21 protein-coding genes are annotated in these 17,026 nt (G+C 64.4%); 16 read left to right on the top strand and 5 right to left on the bottom strand.

Annotated features, from left to right (window positions below; genetic code table 11):
• Positions 1–7 precede the first annotated feature (7 nt).
• From clpX to tig, 3 genes are all read right to left on the bottom strand, one after another.
• Positions 8–1,270, bottom strand: coding sequence for an ATP-dependent Clp protease ATP-binding subunit ClpX (gene clpX, locus ACN20X_RS12475; protein WP_012204530.1), 1,263 nt, complete (start codon positions 1,268–1,270; stop codon positions 8–10).
• A 107-nt stretch (positions 1,271–1,377) separates the two neighbouring features.
• Complete coding sequence (clpP, locus tag ACN20X_RS12470; RefSeq protein WP_016445088.1) at positions 1,378–1,986, bottom strand: ATP-dependent Clp endopeptidase proteolytic subunit ClpP; 609 nt, start codon at positions 1,984–1,986, stop codon at positions 1,378–1,380.
• 135 nt (positions 1,987–2,121) lie between these two features.
• Positions 2,122–3,432, bottom strand: a complete 1,311-nt coding sequence (gene tig, locus ACN20X_RS12465; protein WP_016445087.1) for a trigger factor — start codon at positions 3,430–3,432, stop codon at positions 2,122–2,124.
• A gap of 908 nt (positions 3,433–4,340) precedes the next feature.
• Between tig and ACN20X_RS12460 the strand changes: the two genes are divergently transcribed.
• The gene (locus ACN20X_RS12460) at positions 4,341–4,475 is read left to right on the top strand and encodes a hypothetical protein (RefSeq protein ID WP_333907519.1); all 135 of its coding nucleotides are present in this window, start codon (positions 4,341–4,343) and stop codon (positions 4,473–4,475) included.
• 56 nt (positions 4,476–4,531) lie between these two features.
• On the opposite strand, the gene ACN20X_RS12455 is transcribed toward ACN20X_RS12460, so the two are convergent.
• Positions 4,532–5,569, bottom strand: a complete 1,038-nt coding sequence (locus ACN20X_RS12455) for a phage portal protein (RefSeq protein ID WP_333907518.1) — start codon at positions 5,567–5,569, stop codon at positions 4,532–4,534.
• Positions 5,569–7,419 (bottom strand): terminase large subunit domain-containing protein, encoded by a 1,851-nt coding sequence (locus tag ACN20X_RS12450; RefSeq protein WP_473210656.1) that lies wholly within the window; start codon positions 7,417–7,419, stop codon positions 5,569–5,571. The genes ACN20X_RS12455 and ACN20X_RS12450 overlap by 1 nt, the downstream gene beginning before the upstream one ends.
• Before the next feature lie 16 nt (positions 7,420–7,435).
• Between ACN20X_RS12450 and ACN20X_RS12445 the strand changes: the two genes are divergently transcribed.
• The 15 genes from ACN20X_RS12445 to ACN20X_RS12375 all read left to right on the top strand — a co-directional run bounded on the left by ACN20X_RS12445 (position 7,436) and on the right by ACN20X_RS12375 (position 17,022).
• Positions 7,436–8,422 carry a GPO family capsid scaffolding protein gene (locus tag ACN20X_RS12445; RefSeq protein ID WP_333907516.1) on the top strand — a complete coding sequence of 329 codons (987 nt, stop codon included), beginning with the start codon at positions 7,436–7,438 and terminating at the stop codon, positions 8,420–8,422.
• Between the two features lie 51 nt (positions 8,423–8,473).
• Positions 8,474–9,484: a phage major capsid protein, P2 family gene (locus ACN20X_RS12440; RefSeq protein WP_333907515.1), complete on the top strand. Its 1,011-nt coding sequence runs from the start codon at positions 8,474–8,476 to the stop codon at positions 9,482–9,484.
• 82 nt (positions 9,485–9,566) lie between these two features.
• Positions 9,567–10,289 carry a phage terminase small subunit gene (gene gpM, locus ACN20X_RS12435; RefSeq protein ID WP_473210655.1) on the top strand — a complete coding sequence of 241 codons (723 nt, stop codon included), beginning with the start codon at positions 9,567–9,569 and terminating at the stop codon, positions 10,287–10,289.
• Between the two features lie 107 nt (positions 10,290–10,396).
• Positions 10,397–10,882 (top strand): head completion/stabilization protein, encoded by a 486-nt coding sequence (locus ACN20X_RS12430; RefSeq protein WP_016454116.1) that lies wholly within the window; start codon positions 10,397–10,399, stop codon positions 10,880–10,882.
• Positions 10,883–10,884: 2 nt separating this feature from the next.
• Positions 10,885–11,109 (top strand): tail protein X, encoded by a 225-nt coding sequence (locus ACN20X_RS12425; protein WP_016454115.1) that lies wholly within the window; start codon positions 10,885–10,887, stop codon positions 11,107–11,109.
• A 1-nt stretch (position 11,110) separates the two neighbouring features.
• On the top strand, positions 11,111–11,362 hold the full coding sequence (locus ACN20X_RS12420) for a hypothetical protein (RefSeq protein ID WP_016454114.1): 252 nt from the start codon (positions 11,111–11,113) through the stop codon (positions 11,360–11,362).
• Positions 11,359–11,943, top strand: coding sequence for a glycoside hydrolase family protein (locus tag ACN20X_RS12415; RefSeq protein ID WP_016454113.1), 585 nt, complete (start codon positions 11,359–11,361; stop codon positions 11,941–11,943). Before ACN20X_RS12420 ends, ACN20X_RS12415 begins: the two co-directional genes overlap by 4 nt.
• A complete protein-coding gene (locus ACN20X_RS12410; RefSeq protein ID WP_016454112.1) occupies positions 11,940–12,521 on the top strand; it encodes a hypothetical protein in 582 nt (193 codons plus the stop codon). The genes ACN20X_RS12415 and ACN20X_RS12410 overlap by 4 nt, the downstream gene beginning before the upstream one ends.
• 1 nt (position 12,522) lies before the next feature.
• Positions 12,523–13,062, top strand: coding sequence for a phage tail protein (locus tag ACN20X_RS12405; RefSeq protein WP_016454111.1), 540 nt, complete (start codon positions 12,523–12,525; stop codon positions 13,060–13,062).
• Positions 13,059–13,694 (top strand): phage virion morphogenesis protein, encoded by a 636-nt coding sequence (locus tag ACN20X_RS12400; protein ID WP_080649872.1) that lies wholly within the window; start codon positions 13,059–13,061, stop codon positions 13,692–13,694. Before ACN20X_RS12405 ends, ACN20X_RS12400 begins: the two co-directional genes overlap by 4 nt.
• Positions 13,695–13,767: 73 nt before the next feature.
• Positions 13,768–14,367: a phage baseplate assembly protein V gene (locus ACN20X_RS12395; protein ID WP_193584795.1), complete on the top strand. Its 600-nt coding sequence runs from the start codon at positions 13,768–13,770 to the stop codon at positions 14,365–14,367.
• 2 nt (positions 14,368–14,369) lie between these two features.
• Positions 14,370–14,723, top strand: coding sequence for a GPW/gp25 family protein (locus tag ACN20X_RS12390; protein WP_034348225.1), 354 nt, complete (start codon positions 14,370–14,372; stop codon positions 14,721–14,723).
• A complete protein-coding gene (locus tag ACN20X_RS12385; RefSeq protein WP_016454107.1) occupies positions 14,720–15,574 on the top strand; it encodes a baseplate J/gp47 family protein in 855 nt (284 codons plus the stop codon). The genes ACN20X_RS12390 and ACN20X_RS12385 overlap by 4 nt, the downstream gene beginning before the upstream one ends.
• The gene (locus ACN20X_RS12380; protein ID WP_016454106.1) at positions 15,574–16,521 is read left to right on the top strand and encodes a phage tail protein; all 948 of its coding nucleotides are present in this window, start codon (positions 15,574–15,576) and stop codon (positions 16,519–16,521) included. The genes ACN20X_RS12385 and ACN20X_RS12380 overlap by 1 nt, the downstream gene beginning before the upstream one ends.
• Before the next feature lie 12 nt (positions 16,522–16,533).
• A complete protein-coding gene (locus ACN20X_RS12375; protein ID WP_016454105.1) occupies positions 16,534–17,022 on the top strand; it encodes a hypothetical protein in 489 nt (162 codons plus the stop codon).
• The last annotated feature ends 4 nt before the right edge of the window (positions 17,023–17,026 follow it).

Genomic DNA, 17,026 nt, shown 5'->3' with positions numbered 1-17,026 from the left:
CGGCGCATCAGGCTTTCTTGGCCGCCTCGCGGTAAACCAGCAGCGGTGCTTTTCCGTCTTCGATGGTGGACTCGTCCACCACCACCTTCTCGACATTGTCGGCATTGGGCAGTTCGTACATGGTGCCGATCAGCGATTGCTCCAGGATGGAGCGCAGGCCACGGGCACCCGTCTTGCGCGCCAGCGCCTTGCGGGCGATGGCCTTGAGCGCGGCGGGCCGGATCTCCAGCTCCACGCCTTCCATGGCCAGCAGCTTGCTGTACTGCTTGACCAGGGCGTTCTTGGGCTCGGTCAGGATCTGCACCAGGGCGTCTTCGCCCAGTTCGGCCAGGGCCGTGACCACGGGCATGCGCCCCACCAGCTCGGGGATGATGCCGAACTTGATCAGGTCTTCAGGCTCGATCTCCTGGAACACTTCCGAGATGGAGCGCTGCTTCTTGCTCTTGACCGTGGCGCCAAAGCCGATGCCCGACGCCTCGGTGCGGTTCTCGATGACCTTCTCCAGGCCCGCGAACGCGCCACCGCAGATGAACAGGATGTTGGTCGTGTCGATCTGCAGGAAGTCCTGGTTCGGATGCTTGCGGCCGCCTTGCGGGGGAACGCTGGCCATGGTGCCTTCGATGAGCTTGAGCAGGGCCTGCTGCACGCCCTCGCCCGACACGTCACGCGTGATGCTGGGGTTGTCGGACTTGCGCGAGATCTTGTCGATCTCGTCGATGTAGACGATGCCGCGCTGCGCACGCTCGACGTCGTATTCGCAGCTTTGCAGCAGCTTCTGGATGATGTTCTCGACGTCCTCGCCCACGTAGCCGGCCTCGGTCAGCGTGGTGGCATCGGCCATGACGAAGGGAACGTTGAGCATGCGTGCCAGCGTCTGCGCCAGCAGCGTCTTGCCGGAGCCCGTGGGACCGATGAGCAGGATGTTGCTCTTGGCCAGCTCAATCTCGTCCTTGCCGGCCTTGTCCTTGTGACGCAGGCGCTTGTAGTGGTTGTATACGGCGACAGCCAGCGTGCGCTTGGGCAGGTCCTGGCCGATCACGTAGTTGTCCAGGTTGGCCTTGATTTCGGCGGGCGTGGGCAGGTCGCCTCGGCCGTCCTTGGCCTCGGTGCTGGGCTGCTCGTCGCGGATGATCTCGTTGCAGAGATCGATGCACTCGTCGCAGATAAAGACTGACGGACCCGCGATCAGCTTCTTGACCTCATGCTGGCTCTTGCCGCAGAAGGTGCAATAAAGGTTTTTTTCGCTGGAGGAGCCTTTTTTCTCGGCCATGGGGTCGGTGCCTTGTTACAGAAATATGGAAAAGGATGATAACCAAATGGAAAGCGGCGTTTTCCGTAGGGGGAAAACGCCGCCCATTCTCATACAGCCTCCGGGCTTCAGGAGCGCTTGTTGATCACCTGATCGACCAGGCCGTAGTCCTTGGCTTCGTCGGCGGACAGGAAGTAGTCGCGCTCGGTGTCGTGCTGGATCTTTTCCAGCGGCTGGCCCGTGCGCTCGGCCAGGATCTTGTTCAGGCGCTCGCGGGTCTTGAGGATCTCGCGGGCGTGGATCTCGATCTCGGTGGCCTGGCCCTGCATGCCGCCCAGCGGCTGGTGGATCATGACCTGGGAATTGGGCAGCGCAAAGCGCTTGCCCTTGGTGCCAGCGGCCAGCAGGAAGGCACCCATGCTGGCTGCAATGCCGGTGCACAGCGTGGACACATCGGGCTTGATGAAGTTCATCGTGTCGAAGATGGCCAGGCCGGCGCTCACGGAGCCGCCGGGGCTGTTGATGTAGAACGAAATGTCCTTGTCGGGGTTTTCGCTTTCAAGGAACAGCAGCTGGGCCACGACGAGGTTGGCCGTCTGGTCATTGACAGGACCCACCAGGAAGATCACCCGGTCCTTGAGCAGGCGCGAGTAGATGTCGTACGACCGCTCTCCGCGGCCGGACTGTTCGATGACCATTGGGATCATGCCCAAACCCTGAGTTTCCAATGCGCTCATGTTTTCTCCAGTACTAGGGGGCTACTTTAGCCGTATCCGGAAAGAAAATGGGGCTTGTGCGCCAAAGCACAAGCCCCGCAGATGCCAACCCGCCCGCCGATCTCACGAAGCGGCAGGCAGGCGGTGCTCAAACCCTCAGGCCTGGCCCATCAGTTCGTCGAAGGACACGGCCTTGTCGGAGACCTTGGCCTTGCCCAGCACGAACTCGGTCACGTTGTTTTCGATGACAACGGCTTCGACTTCAGCCAGGCGTTGGCGGTCGCCGAAGTACCAGCGTGCCACGTCTTCGGGCTTTTCGTAGCTGGCGGCCAGCTCTTCCACGTGGGCCTTGATCTGCTCGGGCGTGGCGTGCAGCTCGTTGGCGCGCACCAGCTCGGCCACCACCAGGCCCAGGCGCACGCGGCGCTCGGCTTGGGGCAGGAACACGTCTTCAGGGATCTCGGCCTTGTCGGCGTCCTTGATGCCGCGCTGCTGCAGCTCGGCGCGAGCGCCTTCCAGCAGACGGGCGACTTCAGCCTGCACCGAGGCCTTGGGCAGTTCCAGCTCGGCCTTGGACACCAGCGCGTCCATCACGGCCTGCTTGTTGCGGCCCTGGACGCGGAACTTGACTTCACGCTCCAGATTCTTCTTGATGTCGGCGCGCAGGCCTTCGACCGTGCCTTCAGCCACGCCCAGGGCCTTGGCAAAAGCCTCGTCCACTTCGGGCAGGTTGGCGGCTTCGATCTTCTTGACCGTCACCAGGAAGTCGGCAGTCTTGCCGGCCACGTCCTTGCCGTGGTAGTCGGCGGGGAAAGCCAGGGGGAAGGTCTTGGACTCGCCGGCCTTCATGCCGCGCACTGCATCTTCGAATTCCTTGAGCATCTGGCCTTCGCCGACCAGGAACTGGAAGTCTTCGGCCTTGCCGCCGGAGAAGGTCTCGCCGTCGATCTTGCCTTCGAAGTCCACGGTCACGCGGTCGCCGTCCACGGCCACATCGGCCTGGGCGCGCTGCGCGAAGGTGCGGCGCTGCTTGCGCAGGATGTCCACGGTCTTGTCGATGGCGGCGTCGTCCACTTCGGCCGTCAGCTTCTCGACTTCGGCAGAGGTCAGGTCACCGATCTTGACTTCAGGCATCACTTCGAAGATGGCTTCGAACTGGGCCTCGCCCTCGGGAGCGCCTTCCTTTTCGGAGATGCGGGGCTGGCCGGCCACGCGCAGCTTGGCTTCGTTGACAGCCTGTGCAAAAGCCTCGCCGACCTTGTCGTTGAGCACTTCGTACTGCACCGAATAGCCATAACGCTGGGCCACCACGCTCATCGGCACCTTGCCGGGACGGAAGCCGTCCATCTTCACGGTGCGCGCCACTTGCTTGAGGCGGTTCTCGACTTCGCTCTGGATGGAGTTCAGGGGCAGGCTCAGCGTGATCTTGCGCTCGAGCTTTTCAAGGGTTTCAACAGTAACGGCCATGTTTGTTCCTATGAGGGATTGGACCGTGCCGGCTGCTGTACAGCCCGCACCGTATTGCGCAAAAGTCACGGTGCAACGCGAGCCAAAGCCAGTCGGCCGCGCGGCACCTCAGATTTCAAGGGCTTACATCACATGCGCCTGGCCGCTGGGGACCGCACATGGTTCGCTCAACCCGTGATGTAAGCGAAGCCGGACATTATAAACGAGGCGGTTTTAACCTCCGGACGCACCCACTTGCGGGGAATCCCCCAATCCGTTTGCAAACGGGCCGTCCCTACAGGGAGCGGGCTTGAGCAGTGTTGGCCGCAGTTGAGCGGCGTTGGTGCGTGGTGCGCGGGGGGCGGGACGAAAATCAATAAAAATCAAAAGCTTATGCACCAAATGCGGGATTACAGCGGGGCTCGGGGCTTGTTGTTGCGATTATCGCAAGCCCTCCGCCCACGCAGGCCGCCGGGCAACCGTCAAAAGCCCTATTTGATCGTCAAATATCGTCATGTGAAATACAGGCCACATCGCCGCGCAAGCCGCGCCGCGCTTGGCGCTGGGCCCGGCCGGCAGGGCCGTCGAAAGCCACACATTTAGAGCGGGGGCGAGGCGGGGGTCTCGGCGCGCGCTGGCGGTCAAGATGGGCTGTTTCGGCCGGATGGCGGGAAAGGGGGTGCCCTGCGATGGGGGCGTGCAGGGGCGTGGCGGGCCGCTGGGCAGCGCGTCGGGGCAGCGGCAGGGGGTGGAGCAGGCCGCATGCGTCGAGCGCGCTGGATGCCTGCGGTTGCGTAAGCGAAATGTTACAGATTCAAATACACTGTATATTTAAACAGTAGAACGCTGTATATTCACACAGCATCAGCGAGACACAAGGGGCCACAGTGAGCGATAGCACAGAGACGGAAGAACCCAATCAGGCGGCAATGCGGGACATCTACGCAACCATGATTGCGCTGGACGCGCTGCTGCAGGCGGCGCAGTCCAACCCCGTGCCCGCCTGCCATGTACGTCAGCTGTTGCAACCCGCCCTCAGATCGCTGGACCGCGCCACCAGCTGACCGCGCCAATGAAAAAGGGGCCTGCAGGCAGGCCCCTTTGTTCCATCGTTTCCCGTCTATACAAGCGCTTGGTGCACAGGTTCAACGGTGGGTAGCTCGTATGGGTCGAAGCTGCAGACTACCTCCCCCATCCATTCATTGATCGCCTGCGAAAAGCTGGTCTGCAGCGGCTGGATTTCGTTGCGGGCGAACACCCGCGCAGCATTGACCACTTCGCCGAACCCGCCAGCATTGGCCGGCACCACGCCTATGAGTTGAGGCGGGACGCGATGGGCGGCCAGTTGATCGTCCCGGCTCACGTTTTTGATGTTGAAGAATTCATCCTTCGCTGTCGCCTCTCCGATTGGCAGCAGCTGGATGGCTTTCTCTTTGCCACCTGGCGAGTGAAAAAGCAGGTTGCGGAAGTTGCCAACGCCTTTTGACGACTGCAGAGACTTGCGCAAAGAATCCACGTCACCCTGCTGCACATCGGGGTCCGACAGATAGAGGATGAAACCGGCATGGCTTCCGTTGTTGTAATACCTGCGCCGAAACAGCGTGGCTGACTCGTTGAGCCAGGCAGATTGAAGCGCTGCCAGGTACTGCGGCAGGCCGTAGATTTCCTGATGCACATCCGGCTCCATGAGATGGCAAATGCTGCCAGCAGGGAACGTGTACTCATCCTTCCAAGTCCTGAGAAAGCCGAAGCGTTTCAGGTCACGGTGCCGCCTGGTGTACTTGGCCAGAGCATTGCGCAAGGGCAGCGAACCGCCCAGCCGATTGAGTGGCCGCTCAAGATAGCCATTGCCAAAAACCTGAAAGTCGAGCGCCGCACGTTGCAGCGTTGCCCGGCTCAGAAGCGGGTGCGGGCGCAGCGTGCTGGCCAGAACCTGGGCCTTGAAGTGAACGGCGCTTGCATGGTGCGTGGCAGCGCGTAGGGAACGAGCCAGACCATCAAAGCTGATGGGGGTTTCATACCATTCGCCATTCAGCCAGCATTCCACATAGTCCAAGACATCGCGGCGGTCCATCACAGCCTCGGGATCGCCAAACGTGAAGGCCTGGGCTCCAGCAGGAGCTGTAAGGGCGGCGGTTTGAGAAGGGGTTTCGTCCATCAAAAAAACTCCATAGTCACGCCACTGGAAACACCACCCACGGCGGCGGCCTCCAGTGGCTCGTTGTCCATCGCATTCATGCAGGCCCAAGCCAGGTCAGCGTGGCTTGTCTCGCCGCCACGGCCTGCCGCATAGGTCACGCTCTTGCCCGAGCCCGTCAATTCGCGCTTGATGGCCATGAAACTGCGCTGCAGATCCACGTCGCCGGAATCGAATTCAAAGCGGCCTGCGCGCATCAGGCTTTGCGCCTTCATCACCAGGCGCGTTTTGACTTCCACGCTGTACTGCAGGGCCTTCGCGGACGGGAAAAACTTCTTGACGATCTGATAGACGCCCTGGCCCAGACCCGTGGTGTCGATGCAGATATGGGCCACGTTGTATTTCTCGGTCATCTTGCGGATGACTTCGGCTTGGTCCTCAAAGTCTGGCTCCTTGAACTGGATGCGCTCCAGCACACGGAACTTGCCCCCGGGCTTATCGGGCGCGGCCAGCACCACCAGGCCGGCAGAGTCGCCCGTGTGGCTGGGGTCATAGCCAATCCAGACAGGTTTGCTGCCATACGGCCGAAGCGTGAAGGGCTTGAAATCGCTCCATGCATCCCAGCTGTCCGCATGGCAGCGCATGAGCGTGGACAGCGGGAAAACCGCGAAGGTGTCATCGACAAACCCGCACATAAGAAGGTTGTCCCATTCTTCGTCCGAATACTCGAAGCGCAGCTCGTCAAGGTCGAACAGATTGCAGCCGCCGCGCTGCGCATCCAGCACCGTGACAATCTGCCGCCATATCTTGTCCTCGCCGGTGAAGCCGCCAGCCAGGTGCGAATGGCTCAGGTCCAGCTCTATGCGGTCCTTCTTGGCGCGCTTCTTGTTGATGCGTTCGGCGCTCCACAGGGCATAAGCCTGGTGCTGCAGGCTGCTGGGCGTGGAAAACAGCGTTTTGCGCCAATGCTTGTGGATGGCCATGCCGCTGGCCACCTTCCACAGCTCCGTGAAGTTGTTGACCCAAAAGAATTCATCGAAATAGAGATTGCCGTGGTACGACTGCGCGGTGCGAGCGCTCGTGCCCAAGAAATACAGCGTGGCGCCATTGCTCAGGACGATGGGATCGCCCTTCAAATCGATATCGCAATGCTCTTTGGCAAACGCGATGATGTACTGCCGAAAAACATGGGCCTGCGCACGGCTGGCCGAAAGAAAAATCTGATTGCGGCCCGTCTGCAGTGCATCAATCAAGGCCTCCCGGGCGAAATACCACGTTGCGCCGATCTGGCGCGATTTGAGGATGGCGCGCGTGCGCTGCTGGATCTGCTCCCACCATGTCTTTTGATAGTTGAAAAGTGAATCCAGAAATGCCTGCGTGATCTTGTCCACGTCTTCGGACGTGAAGTGATTGCGCTCGGGCTGTTTCTTCGGCCCGGCATTGCGTTTTTCAATGGTCGGATTCAGATCCGATTCGCGGCCCGTGCGCTCGTACTTGTGCACGCGCGCCAAGCGCTCCAGGGCACGCCCCAGCGCATCCATTTCCTTGTAATCGCCGTTGCCCTTGCCCTCCTTGTGGATGAGCGTGCACATGCGCATCTCCAGCGAGCCCTCCACACGCTCCACGGGCTTGGCCGCATCCCATCCATCGGCCTTTTTCCAGTCATGCAGCGTGGTACGCGCAATGCCCAGGTGCTCGGCGATGTGGGTGATGCGCCACCCCATCCAGTACAGCGCCCGTGCCTGTCGCCGCTGCCCCGCCTCACCGTCTGCAGTGAGGTCATGCAGCAGCTGCACCTGGTCGGGCGGCGTGGCATCGGGTTGGATGGGGAAGGGGTTGGCAGGCCTATTTCGGCGCACGGCAGAAGTCATGCCATCGAGTGTCTGCATGCCCTCGCGCGCGCGCATCACCTTTGCCCGCTGTGATCGCCTCGCACCGGCCATTCAGTTGGACGCCTACGCGGTGCGGCGGGAGCATAGAGGCATCCCCAAAAGGGGCCGATCCACACCATCCACCGAACTGCAGCACATGCCCACCAAGTCCAAATGGTTCCGCGTGGCCACCGAAGGCGCCACCACCGACGGCCGCGAAATCACGCGCGCCGAAATCCAGCAGATGGCCGCCAGCTACGACCGCGAAAAAACCTATGGCGCGCGGATCTGGCTGGAGCACTACCGGGGCACCGTGCCAGGCGGCCCGTTCGATGCACTGGGCGATGTGCTGGCCCTGAAGGCCGAAGAAAACGCCGACAAGAAGCTGCAGCTGTTCGCACAGATCGAGCCGCTGCAGGGGCTCATCGAGATGAACAAGAAGGGGCAGAAGATTTTCAGTTCCATCGAAATTCATCCCAGCTTTCCCAAGACGGGCGGCGCCTATTTCTTCGGCCTGGCCGTCACCGATAGCCCCGCCTCGCTCGGCACCGAAGTGCTGAAGTTCTCGGCCGGCGATCTGGCTAAAAGCCCATTTGCCAGCCGCAAGGTGGACCAGGCGCTGATGTTCTCGGTGGCGGAGCCTGCGGAGCTGGTGTTTGAAGAGATGAACCCGCCTACTGGCAGCGAATCCGGTGCAGTGCAAACCGTGGTTGGCGCCTTCACCGAGGCGCTGAAGCGACTCCTGCCGCAGCCGGAGAAAAAGCCAGAGACGGTGCAGGCGCACAGCGCGACGGCCGATCAGGCGCCCCTGGTCGAAGCGCTCAGCGAAGCCAATAAGGTGCTCCAGACCATGGCGCAAAAACAGGACGAAATGGCCAGCCAATTCGCCCAGCTCCAAACCCAGCACACCGACCTGGTGAAAAAGCTCAGTCAGGAAGAGCAGCCCGGCCAGCAACGCCCGCCCGCCGCAGGCGGCAACGGCCAGGCAATGGCCGAGTACTGATAGCCGCGCCTGGCCAAACAGACAACCACCGAAACACCGAGGAAATCCACAATGCGTAACGAAACCGCAGCGCTCTTCGATGCCTACACGCAACAACAAGCCCGACTGTCGGGCGTGTCCAACGTCACACGGCATTTCAACGTCTCGCCGACTGTCCAGCAGAAGCTGGAAACCCGCATGCAGGAATCCAGTTCGTTCCTGAGCGGCATCAGCGTCCTTCCCGTGGTCCCGCAGATGGGCGCCAAAGTGGGCCTGAGCCTGACCCGGCCCGTTGCAAGCCGGACCAACACGGCTGTGGATGGCCCCCGAAAGACCAAGGACCCGACCGGCAAGGATCAGAAGGGCTATCTCTGCCGGCAAATCAATTCCGATACCCACATCAAGTACGCCATGCTCGATGCCTGGGCGCACTTCCCCGATTTTCAGGTGCGTATCAGCAACCTGATTGCTGAACGCAATGCGCTGGACCGCATCATGGTGGGCTGGAACGGCGTGAAGGCAGAGCCAACCACAGACCTGACCGCCAACCCTCTGCTGCAGGACTTGACCAAGGGATGGCTGCAGCGCCTGCGCGAAGAGGCACCTGAGCGCGTCATGTCTTCGGGCAAGGTGGCGGGCAAGGTCACTGTGGGGCAGAACGGCGACTACAAGAACCTTGACGCCCTGGTCATGGATGCCAAGCACTCGCTGATAGACCCGTGGCACCGAAAAAATCCGGACCTGCGCGCCATCACCAGCGATGACCTGATGCATGACAAGTTGTTCCCCATCGTGAACAACAACGACTTGCCCACCGAGCGCCTGGCGGCCGACATGGTTGTGAGCCAGTTGCGCCTGGGCGGCAGCCAGGCCGTGACCGTGCCTTTCTTCATCGACGGCGGCGTGCTCCTCACGCCGCTGAAAAATCTGTCCATCTATTGGCAACGCGATGCGCGCCGCAAAGCCATCATCGACCACCCGGCCATGGATCAGGTGGACTTTTTCAACAGCTCCAACGATGACTATGTGATCGAGGATTTCGGCGCCTGCGCCTTCGTCGAAAACATCGAACTCATCGAATAGCCCGGCCCCCAAGCCGAGGGCCAGGGCCGCGCAGCAGCTCAGCGGCGCGGCCCATGTTGCAAGCCACCACCTGGAACACACCATGCCAATGACTCCCGCGCGCCTGCACCGCATGCGTGTGCTGGCGGAACAAGAGGCCGCCGCATCTGCCTCCATCGACCCACACGGCCCCATGCAAGGCAGCGAACACCAGCTGATGCTGGCCACTCTGTACGCCCACAAGGCCACGCTGAAAAACATCAAGGCCGTGGACAACAAGATCGCGGCCAAGGTCAAGTTTCTGCCCGACTTCGACGCCTACATTGACGGCGTGCTGCAGGCCGATGCAGGCGCGCAAGACCCCGTGCTGGTGGAAGTGCTCGTGTGGCAGATCGACGTGGGCAACTGGCCCCGCGTCCTGGAGCTGGCCGACTACGCGCTGCGTCACCAGCTCAAGATGCCCGACCAGTACAACCGCGACCTGCCGGCCGTGGTCATGGAAGAAACCGCCGAGGCCGCCATTGCCGGCAAGCTGGCCGGCCATGACGCCCTGGTCACGCTGGCCAAGGTGGACCAGCTCACCACCGGCCTGGACATCCATGACCAGGTGCGCGCCAAGCTGCACAAGGCCATCGGCTGGGCCGCCATGGGCAAGACCACCACAACCGAGGTGGACCCCAAACAGCTGGAGCTGCAGCCCGTGCAAATCGCGCTGCAGCACCTGACACGCGCCGTCACCTTGTTTGACAAGGTGGGCGTGAAAAAAGACGTGGAGCGATTGGAGCGCCGCTTGACCGAGCTGCAGCAGTCCGACGCTCCCACCTGAGCGCACCCCCCGCGCCGGGCGGCTCCGTTGCCACGGCCATCTGGCCATGCCACGCACGGCCAACGCCACGGACCACCGCCCACCTACACCACCCGCCACTGCCTGCCATGTCCTTCATTGCCAACGCCAACCCGCCCGCATCCACCGCAGAGCCCACCGTAAGCAATGACGGCTGGTTTCCCGAACTGGCGCCCACCCAGGTGCGCGATGCCTGCCGCCTGGACGGCACCGTGACCACCGCGCGCCTGCTGCCCGCCCTCAAGGCCGCCATGCTCAGCGTCAATGCCGAGCTGGCAGAGTGGGCGGCCGAGCAGCGCGCCCGCTGGGGCTATGCGCAGCTGGCTGACGTGCCCGCGCCCCAGGTAGGCGGCGAAAGCGCCAAGCTCCTGCACTACCGCCGCGCCGTGCACGAATGCCTGCAGGCGGATCTGCAGGAGGCCTACCGCGAAAGCGCGGCCACCAAGGTGGGCGGCGGCGGCGAGGAAGCCGTGCGCGAGGCCCTGGCGGCCAAGGTGGATTACCACCGCAAAAACCAGCGCTGGGCCATTGCCGACCTGGTGGGCCGTGCCCGCTGCACCGTGGAACTGCTGTAGCCATGGCCACCACCAGCAGCCCCACCACCACCGTGCGCGCCCATGAGCACGACACGCTGGACGCCCTGTGCCACCGCCACCTGGGCCGCACGGCCGGCGCCGTGGAAGCCACGCTCAACGCCCAACCGGGCCTGGCCAAGCGTGCCGCAGGCCTGGGCGCAGGGGAGCCCGTCCAACTGGTGGCCGCGCCCGCGCCGGCCCGCCCAATGATTCAACTGTGGGACTGATATGGACCGCGAAACCATCGTGAAAGCCGTTGCCATGGAGGGTGCCAAGGCCGCCCCGCCCGTCACCGTCGTGGCCGCCAACGTTGCCAACGGCTGGACCATGACCCACACCGCTACCGCGCTCACCATCATCTACGTGCTGCTGCAGGCGGCCTACCTCGTGTGGCGCTGGAGCAATGAGCGCGAAGACCGCCGCGCCAAGCAGGCGCGCGAAGCGCTGGACCAGGCCGCAGCCTGCAAGGTGCAGGCATGAGCGGCCAGCGCATCCCTGCAAAGCTGCTGGGCATCGGTGCGGCCATCGTCACCGCCTGGATTGCGGCCGAGGGTTTCAGCTCGGCGCCCATCGTGCCGGTGCAGGGAGACGTGCCCACCATCGGCCACGGCGCCACCCACTACGAGGACGGCAAGCGCGTGACCATGGAAGATCCGCCCATCACGCGCGAACGTGCCCGGCAGCTGGCCACCAACCTGCTGGAAGCGCAATACGGCACCTGCGTGCGCGACTCGCTGGGCGACACGCCGATGCATGCCGCTGAATTCGCCCAGGCCGTGGACTTTGCCGGGCAGTACGGCTGCGGCGCCTGGCGCGGCTCAAGCATGCTGGCGCGCACCCGGGCCGGCGACTATGCGGGCGCCTGCCAGGCCTACCTGGCCTATCGCTACATGACCAGCACGCGGCAGGAGGCCGCAGGCTGGACCGCCTACCAATGGGACAGCGCGGGCCGGCCGCGCCGCTGGCGCTTTGACTGCAGCACGCCGGGCAACCGCGTTTGCCGCGGCGTCTGGACCCGGCAGCTCGCGCGGCACAGCGCCTGCATGGAGGCCCTGACGTGACACCACACAACCACCAGCGCGGCCTGCTCGGCTCGCAATTCCTGCTGACCGGCGTGCTGGTCCTGGCTCTGGTCCTGGCCACGTTCTACGCGGGCGTGCTCTACGAAGGCCGCAGCGCCGCCAAGGCCCAGCAGACCGCCCTGCAGGCCCAGCAGCGCAAGGCCGACGAGGCTGTGGACAAGCTGCGCGCCGAGCGCGACGACACAGAGCGCGACTTGCGCAAGCAGATCGCCGACCAGAAAGCCAAACTCGAAACCACCCAAGGAAACGCCAATGCAGCTCATCAAACCCATGTCGCTGGCGTGCGTGCTGGCACTGTCCGCGTGCGCGTCCCCATCGTCCCTGCAGTGCCCGCCTGCGGTGGACCTGCGCCACGCGGCCCCGCCCAGGGTGGAGCCGCTGGGCCTGAAACCGCGTATGCCCAACTTGACCCAGAGGCAGCGGCAAATCTTGCCGGCATCGCCAACGATGGGGATCAGGGAATCAGGGAGCTGAATCACTGCATCGGTCAATACGAGCTGATGCGCAAGGCCATGGACATGTGGACCGAGCGGACGCTGGCCGGCATGGGGGGCTGACATGCTCAAGCTGCAGAGCCTGCGCAATCTCCTGGCGCAATGCATTCCGGACCTTGCGCGTACCCCTGAAAATCTCATCATCACGGGAGACAACGGGCAGATCGTTGCCACCGGAACGCAGTCGCTATCCTTTGAATACAGGTACACCGCCTTCGTCACCGTGTTGGACTTCGCTGGCCACGCTGATGCCCTCATGGTCCCAGTCTTGGCCTGGTGCAAAGTTCACCAAGCCGATCTGTTTGCCAGCAAGGAAAAGAGTGAGCGCGCTATCCGCTTCAACGTCGAACCGTTGAATGCGACAACTTGTGATATCGGCATAGAGATTGATCTGACAGAGCGCGCCATTGTCAAAGCCGATCCTGATCACCCTACCCGCGTCCGCATCTCACACCCCGATGAGCCTGGGCAAGTGGGGCTCCAACGCTTTGACGGTAGAGACATCGATCAACTGGAGCAATGGGAACTGTGGCTGCGTGACGAGCAGCTATTGGCCCGTTGGGAATTCAAGCCGCCCGGCTACGTGGAACGCTTCGGCCAATGACGGATGATCTTCACCTGTTGGAAGAATGGGTAGCAGCCTTTGCGCGAAAGCTCAGCCCCCGGCAAAACATGGTGCTGCGCCGACGCATCAGCCAAGATTTGCGAAAGCTCCAGATACGCAACATCCGTGCGCAACGGGGCGCGGATGGGCGCAAATGGCCAAAGCGCAAACAAACGCGCAACGTGGCGCCACCCATTCGGTACTTCTACAGAGGGCGCGGCGGGAGTCACAGGGAGCTTGAAATGTCCAGCTACCGCGATGACGGCGACCGCATCGTCGGGTATGACAAGGAAGCCAAGGGTGTCCGGACCATGCTCAAGTCTGGAATGGTCCGTAAAGAGGCGGCCAAGCACCCTGCGAACATGACCAGCCTTCGCAAGCGCGCGCAAATGATGCTTGTCCGGATGGCATCGCCTAAACACCTGGGCGCACGTGGGACCCCGAATGGGGCAGAGGTGGGATTCTTCGGACGCGCCGAGCGCATCGCGCGTGTCCATCACTTTGGCGAGCGCGACAGCGTGCGTCCGGGCGGGCCTCAATACGACTATCCAGCGCGGCCACTACTCGGCATCGGCAGGATGGAGCGCGAGGCGGTGCTGGCTGCTGTGCTCAACTACCTGAACGCGGCATAGGCAGTTGGGTTAGACCGCCTGGCACCGGCAATGCTTGTGGCCTTCGCGCGCGTGCGTGGCCACCATGGGGGCCATGGAATCGCCCGTCGCACAAACCGAATCGCCCTACGAGGCCGCCCGCCGCCTGGAGAACCTGATCCGGCGCGGCACCGTGGCCGCCGTGCGGCTGGCCAGCCCGGCGCGCATCCGCGTCAAGGTGGGCGACAACACCACGGCATGGCTCCCCTGGCTGGCCCTGCGCGCTGGCGGCGCCCAGGGCGGCCGGCACTGGTCCCCACCCGTGGTGGGCGAGCAGGCCGTGGTGCTGTGCCAGGGCGGCGACATGACCCAAGGCGTGGCCCTGGTGGGCCTGTACTCCGACGCCATGCCCCAGCCCAGCGACCAGCCCGAATGCGAACGCATGGAGTGGGCGCAAGACAACTACCTGCAGTGGCTGCGCGGCGCCCTGGAAATCATGTGCCTGGAGTCCATCACGCTGGACGTGGGCCAGGGCCAGTGCCGCCTGCACATGACCCCCAGCAGCCTGCAGCTCAACGTGGGCGGCGCATCGCTCAGCATGACGGCCGAGCGCATCACCACCAGCGTGGATATCGTGGCCCAGGGCATCAGCCTCGCCAGCCACCGCCACAGCGGCGTGGAGCCAGGTCCTGCCAACACCGGGGGGCCTCTGTGATGATGGACCGCAACACTGGCCGCGCCATCACCGAGGTGGAGCATCTGCGCCAATCCATTGGCGACATCCTGGCCACGCCCATCGGCACGCGCGTCATGCGCCGCGATTACGGCTCGCTTGTGCCCGCGCTGGTGGACCAGCCCGACAACCGCACCACTGAAATCCGCCTGCTGTCCGCCGCCGCCAGTGCCCTGATGCGCTGGGAGCCGCGCCTGCAGCTGCAGCAGCTCAACATCGAGCGCGACCCGCTGACCAAGGGCCGGGCCACCATCACCGTGGTGGGCAACCTGCTGACCGGCGCCGCCGCCAAGGCCCGCGCCCTGCGCCTGGCCGTCACCATCGGGGGCGCGCCATGAGTCAATCCCTGGGCACAGACCTGGCCACCCTCCCCGCCCCGCAGATCATCGAGCCGCTGGACTTCGAGCAGATCTTGGCCGACCTCAAGGCCGACATACTGGCCCGCGCGCCCGAGCTGGCCGAAGTCCTCGCGCTCGAATCCGATCCCATCGTCAAGCTGCTGGAGGCCTGCGCCTACCGGGAACTGCTGTACCGCGCCCGCGTCAACGATGCCGCCCGCGCCCACCTGCTGGCCTTTGCCACGGGCGGCGACCTCGACCACCTGGCCGCGCAGTACGGCGTGACCCGCCAGGATGGCGAAACCGACGACCGCCTGCGCACCCGCCTGCAGCTGCGCATCGCCGCCCTGGCCGGCCAGGGCACGCGCGAGCACTACGAATTCCACGCCCTTACGGCCTCGCCCCTGGTGCGCTCCGTGCGGGCCAGCCAGCAGACCCCGGGCAGCGTGCTCGTCATGCTGTGGGTCACCGACCAGACGCAAGCCCAGGCTGTGCGACAGCTGGTGTCCCAGACCCTGAACGCCGACAACGCCCGCATGCTGGGCGTGCCCGTCAACGTGGCCGTGGCCGTGCCGCGCGCCATTGACATCACCGCGCGCATCACCCGCACGCGCACCGCGCCGGCCGGCCTGCTGCAGCAGCTGCAGGCGCGCCTGCAGGCGGCCTTTGCGGGCATGGCCAGCCTGGACGGCAGCGTGGCGCGCAGCTACATCACCACGCTGCTGCACGTCGATGGCGTGCACGCCGTGGACTACCAGGACAACGCCCGGCCCGCGCCCATCACGCCCATCGCCGCCGGCGAATTCCCGGCCCTGGGCGCCGTGGACCTGATCGACGCAGGGGTGGCCTGATGGACGCGCGCCGCAGCATCCTGCCCCCGGCATCCACCAGCCTGGAGCGCGTGATAGACACCACGCTGCCGCGCGATTGGGGCGCCATGGCCGACGCGGCCGAGCCGGCCAGCACCGCCCAGCACCCGGCCCTGCTGCCCTGGCTGGCCCAGCAGTGGCAGCTGGGGCAATTCGAGCGCTATTTTTCCGACCCGCGCGAGCTGCTGGCCAAGGGCCTGCCCTGGCTGCGCGAGCGAGGCAGCGCCGCCGCCGTGCGCCGCGCGCTGGCCTGGCAGGGCTACCTGAGCGTGACCCTGGAAGAGGACGGCGCCCGCCTGCACATCAACCCGGGCCGCGAAGTCAGCAATGCCGATATCGCGCGCATGGCCCATGTGGTGCGGGCCAGCATCCCGCTGCACGTCCATTTCTACCGCGTGTTCTATCGCTTCGATCTGCGCGCCCTGCGCTGGGATCGCGCGCCCAAGCTGGACGGCGCCCTCTGGGACAACGACAGCGGCATGCCCGTGGATGTGGGCGAGGGTGAGCCGCCCGTCATCGGCAGCCAAGGCCGCATCAACCAGTCCCAGGCCCAGCGCCCCAACCTCACCCCGCTGCGCAGCGCAGACCACCAGCACACCAGCGGCCGCCTGCGCCGAGCTGACCAGCTGCGCCTGGATGTGTGGCGCTGGGACGGCCGCATGCAGCGCCTGCCGGCCGGGGGGCAGCTGCAGCACACGCCAGGCCAGACCGCACCACATTTCCCGCATCAGCCCCTGAGTGCCTACGGCGAGGCCTGGGCGTCCAGCGCAGACGCACGGCCCAGCCAATCGCCAGGGGCCACCAGCCACTGGACTGCCGGCGCCGCCCGGCCCCGCGTGGCGCCTGCCCGGGGCTGGACGGGCCGCTGGGACGGCGACCGCTGGCAGCAATCCAACATCCACGGCAAAACCACCGAATCCACCGAATAGACGGAGTACCGCATGCAAACACTGCAAGACGCCGGCCGCATTGCCCTGGCCAAATCCCTGGCCGCCATGCCCTGCCATATCGCATGGGGCCGCGGCGATGGCCAGTGGCAAGTCGCCCCCGCCAACCCCACCGACCGCACCGCACTGCGCGACGAAATAGGCCGCCGCACCGTGGTGGACGTGGGCTATGCCCGCCCTGGCACCTTGGCAGACCACGATATCGAGCTGCCCGGCCCCATCTACTACAAGTCCAGCGCCGAGCCCACGCCCTACCTGGTGCTGCGCACCACCTTTGCCTTTGCCGACGCCGAAGGCGAAACCGTGCGGGAATGCGGCGTGTTCTTCGGCACCGTGGCAAAGCCTGACGTGCCGGCCGGCAAACGCTATCTCACGCCCGGCGAGATCGAGAACCCCGGCACCGTGTATTGCCTGGAGAACCGGCCGCCCGTGCTGCGCAGCGGCACGACCAAGGCCACGGAAGAAATCGTCATTCCCCTGTGAGCCG

The sequence above is a fragment of the Delftia sp. PX-1 genome, assembly GCF_055797465.1.
Note: the sequence above shows the minus strand (reverse complement) of the source record. Positions and strands in the feature narration are given on the sequence as shown.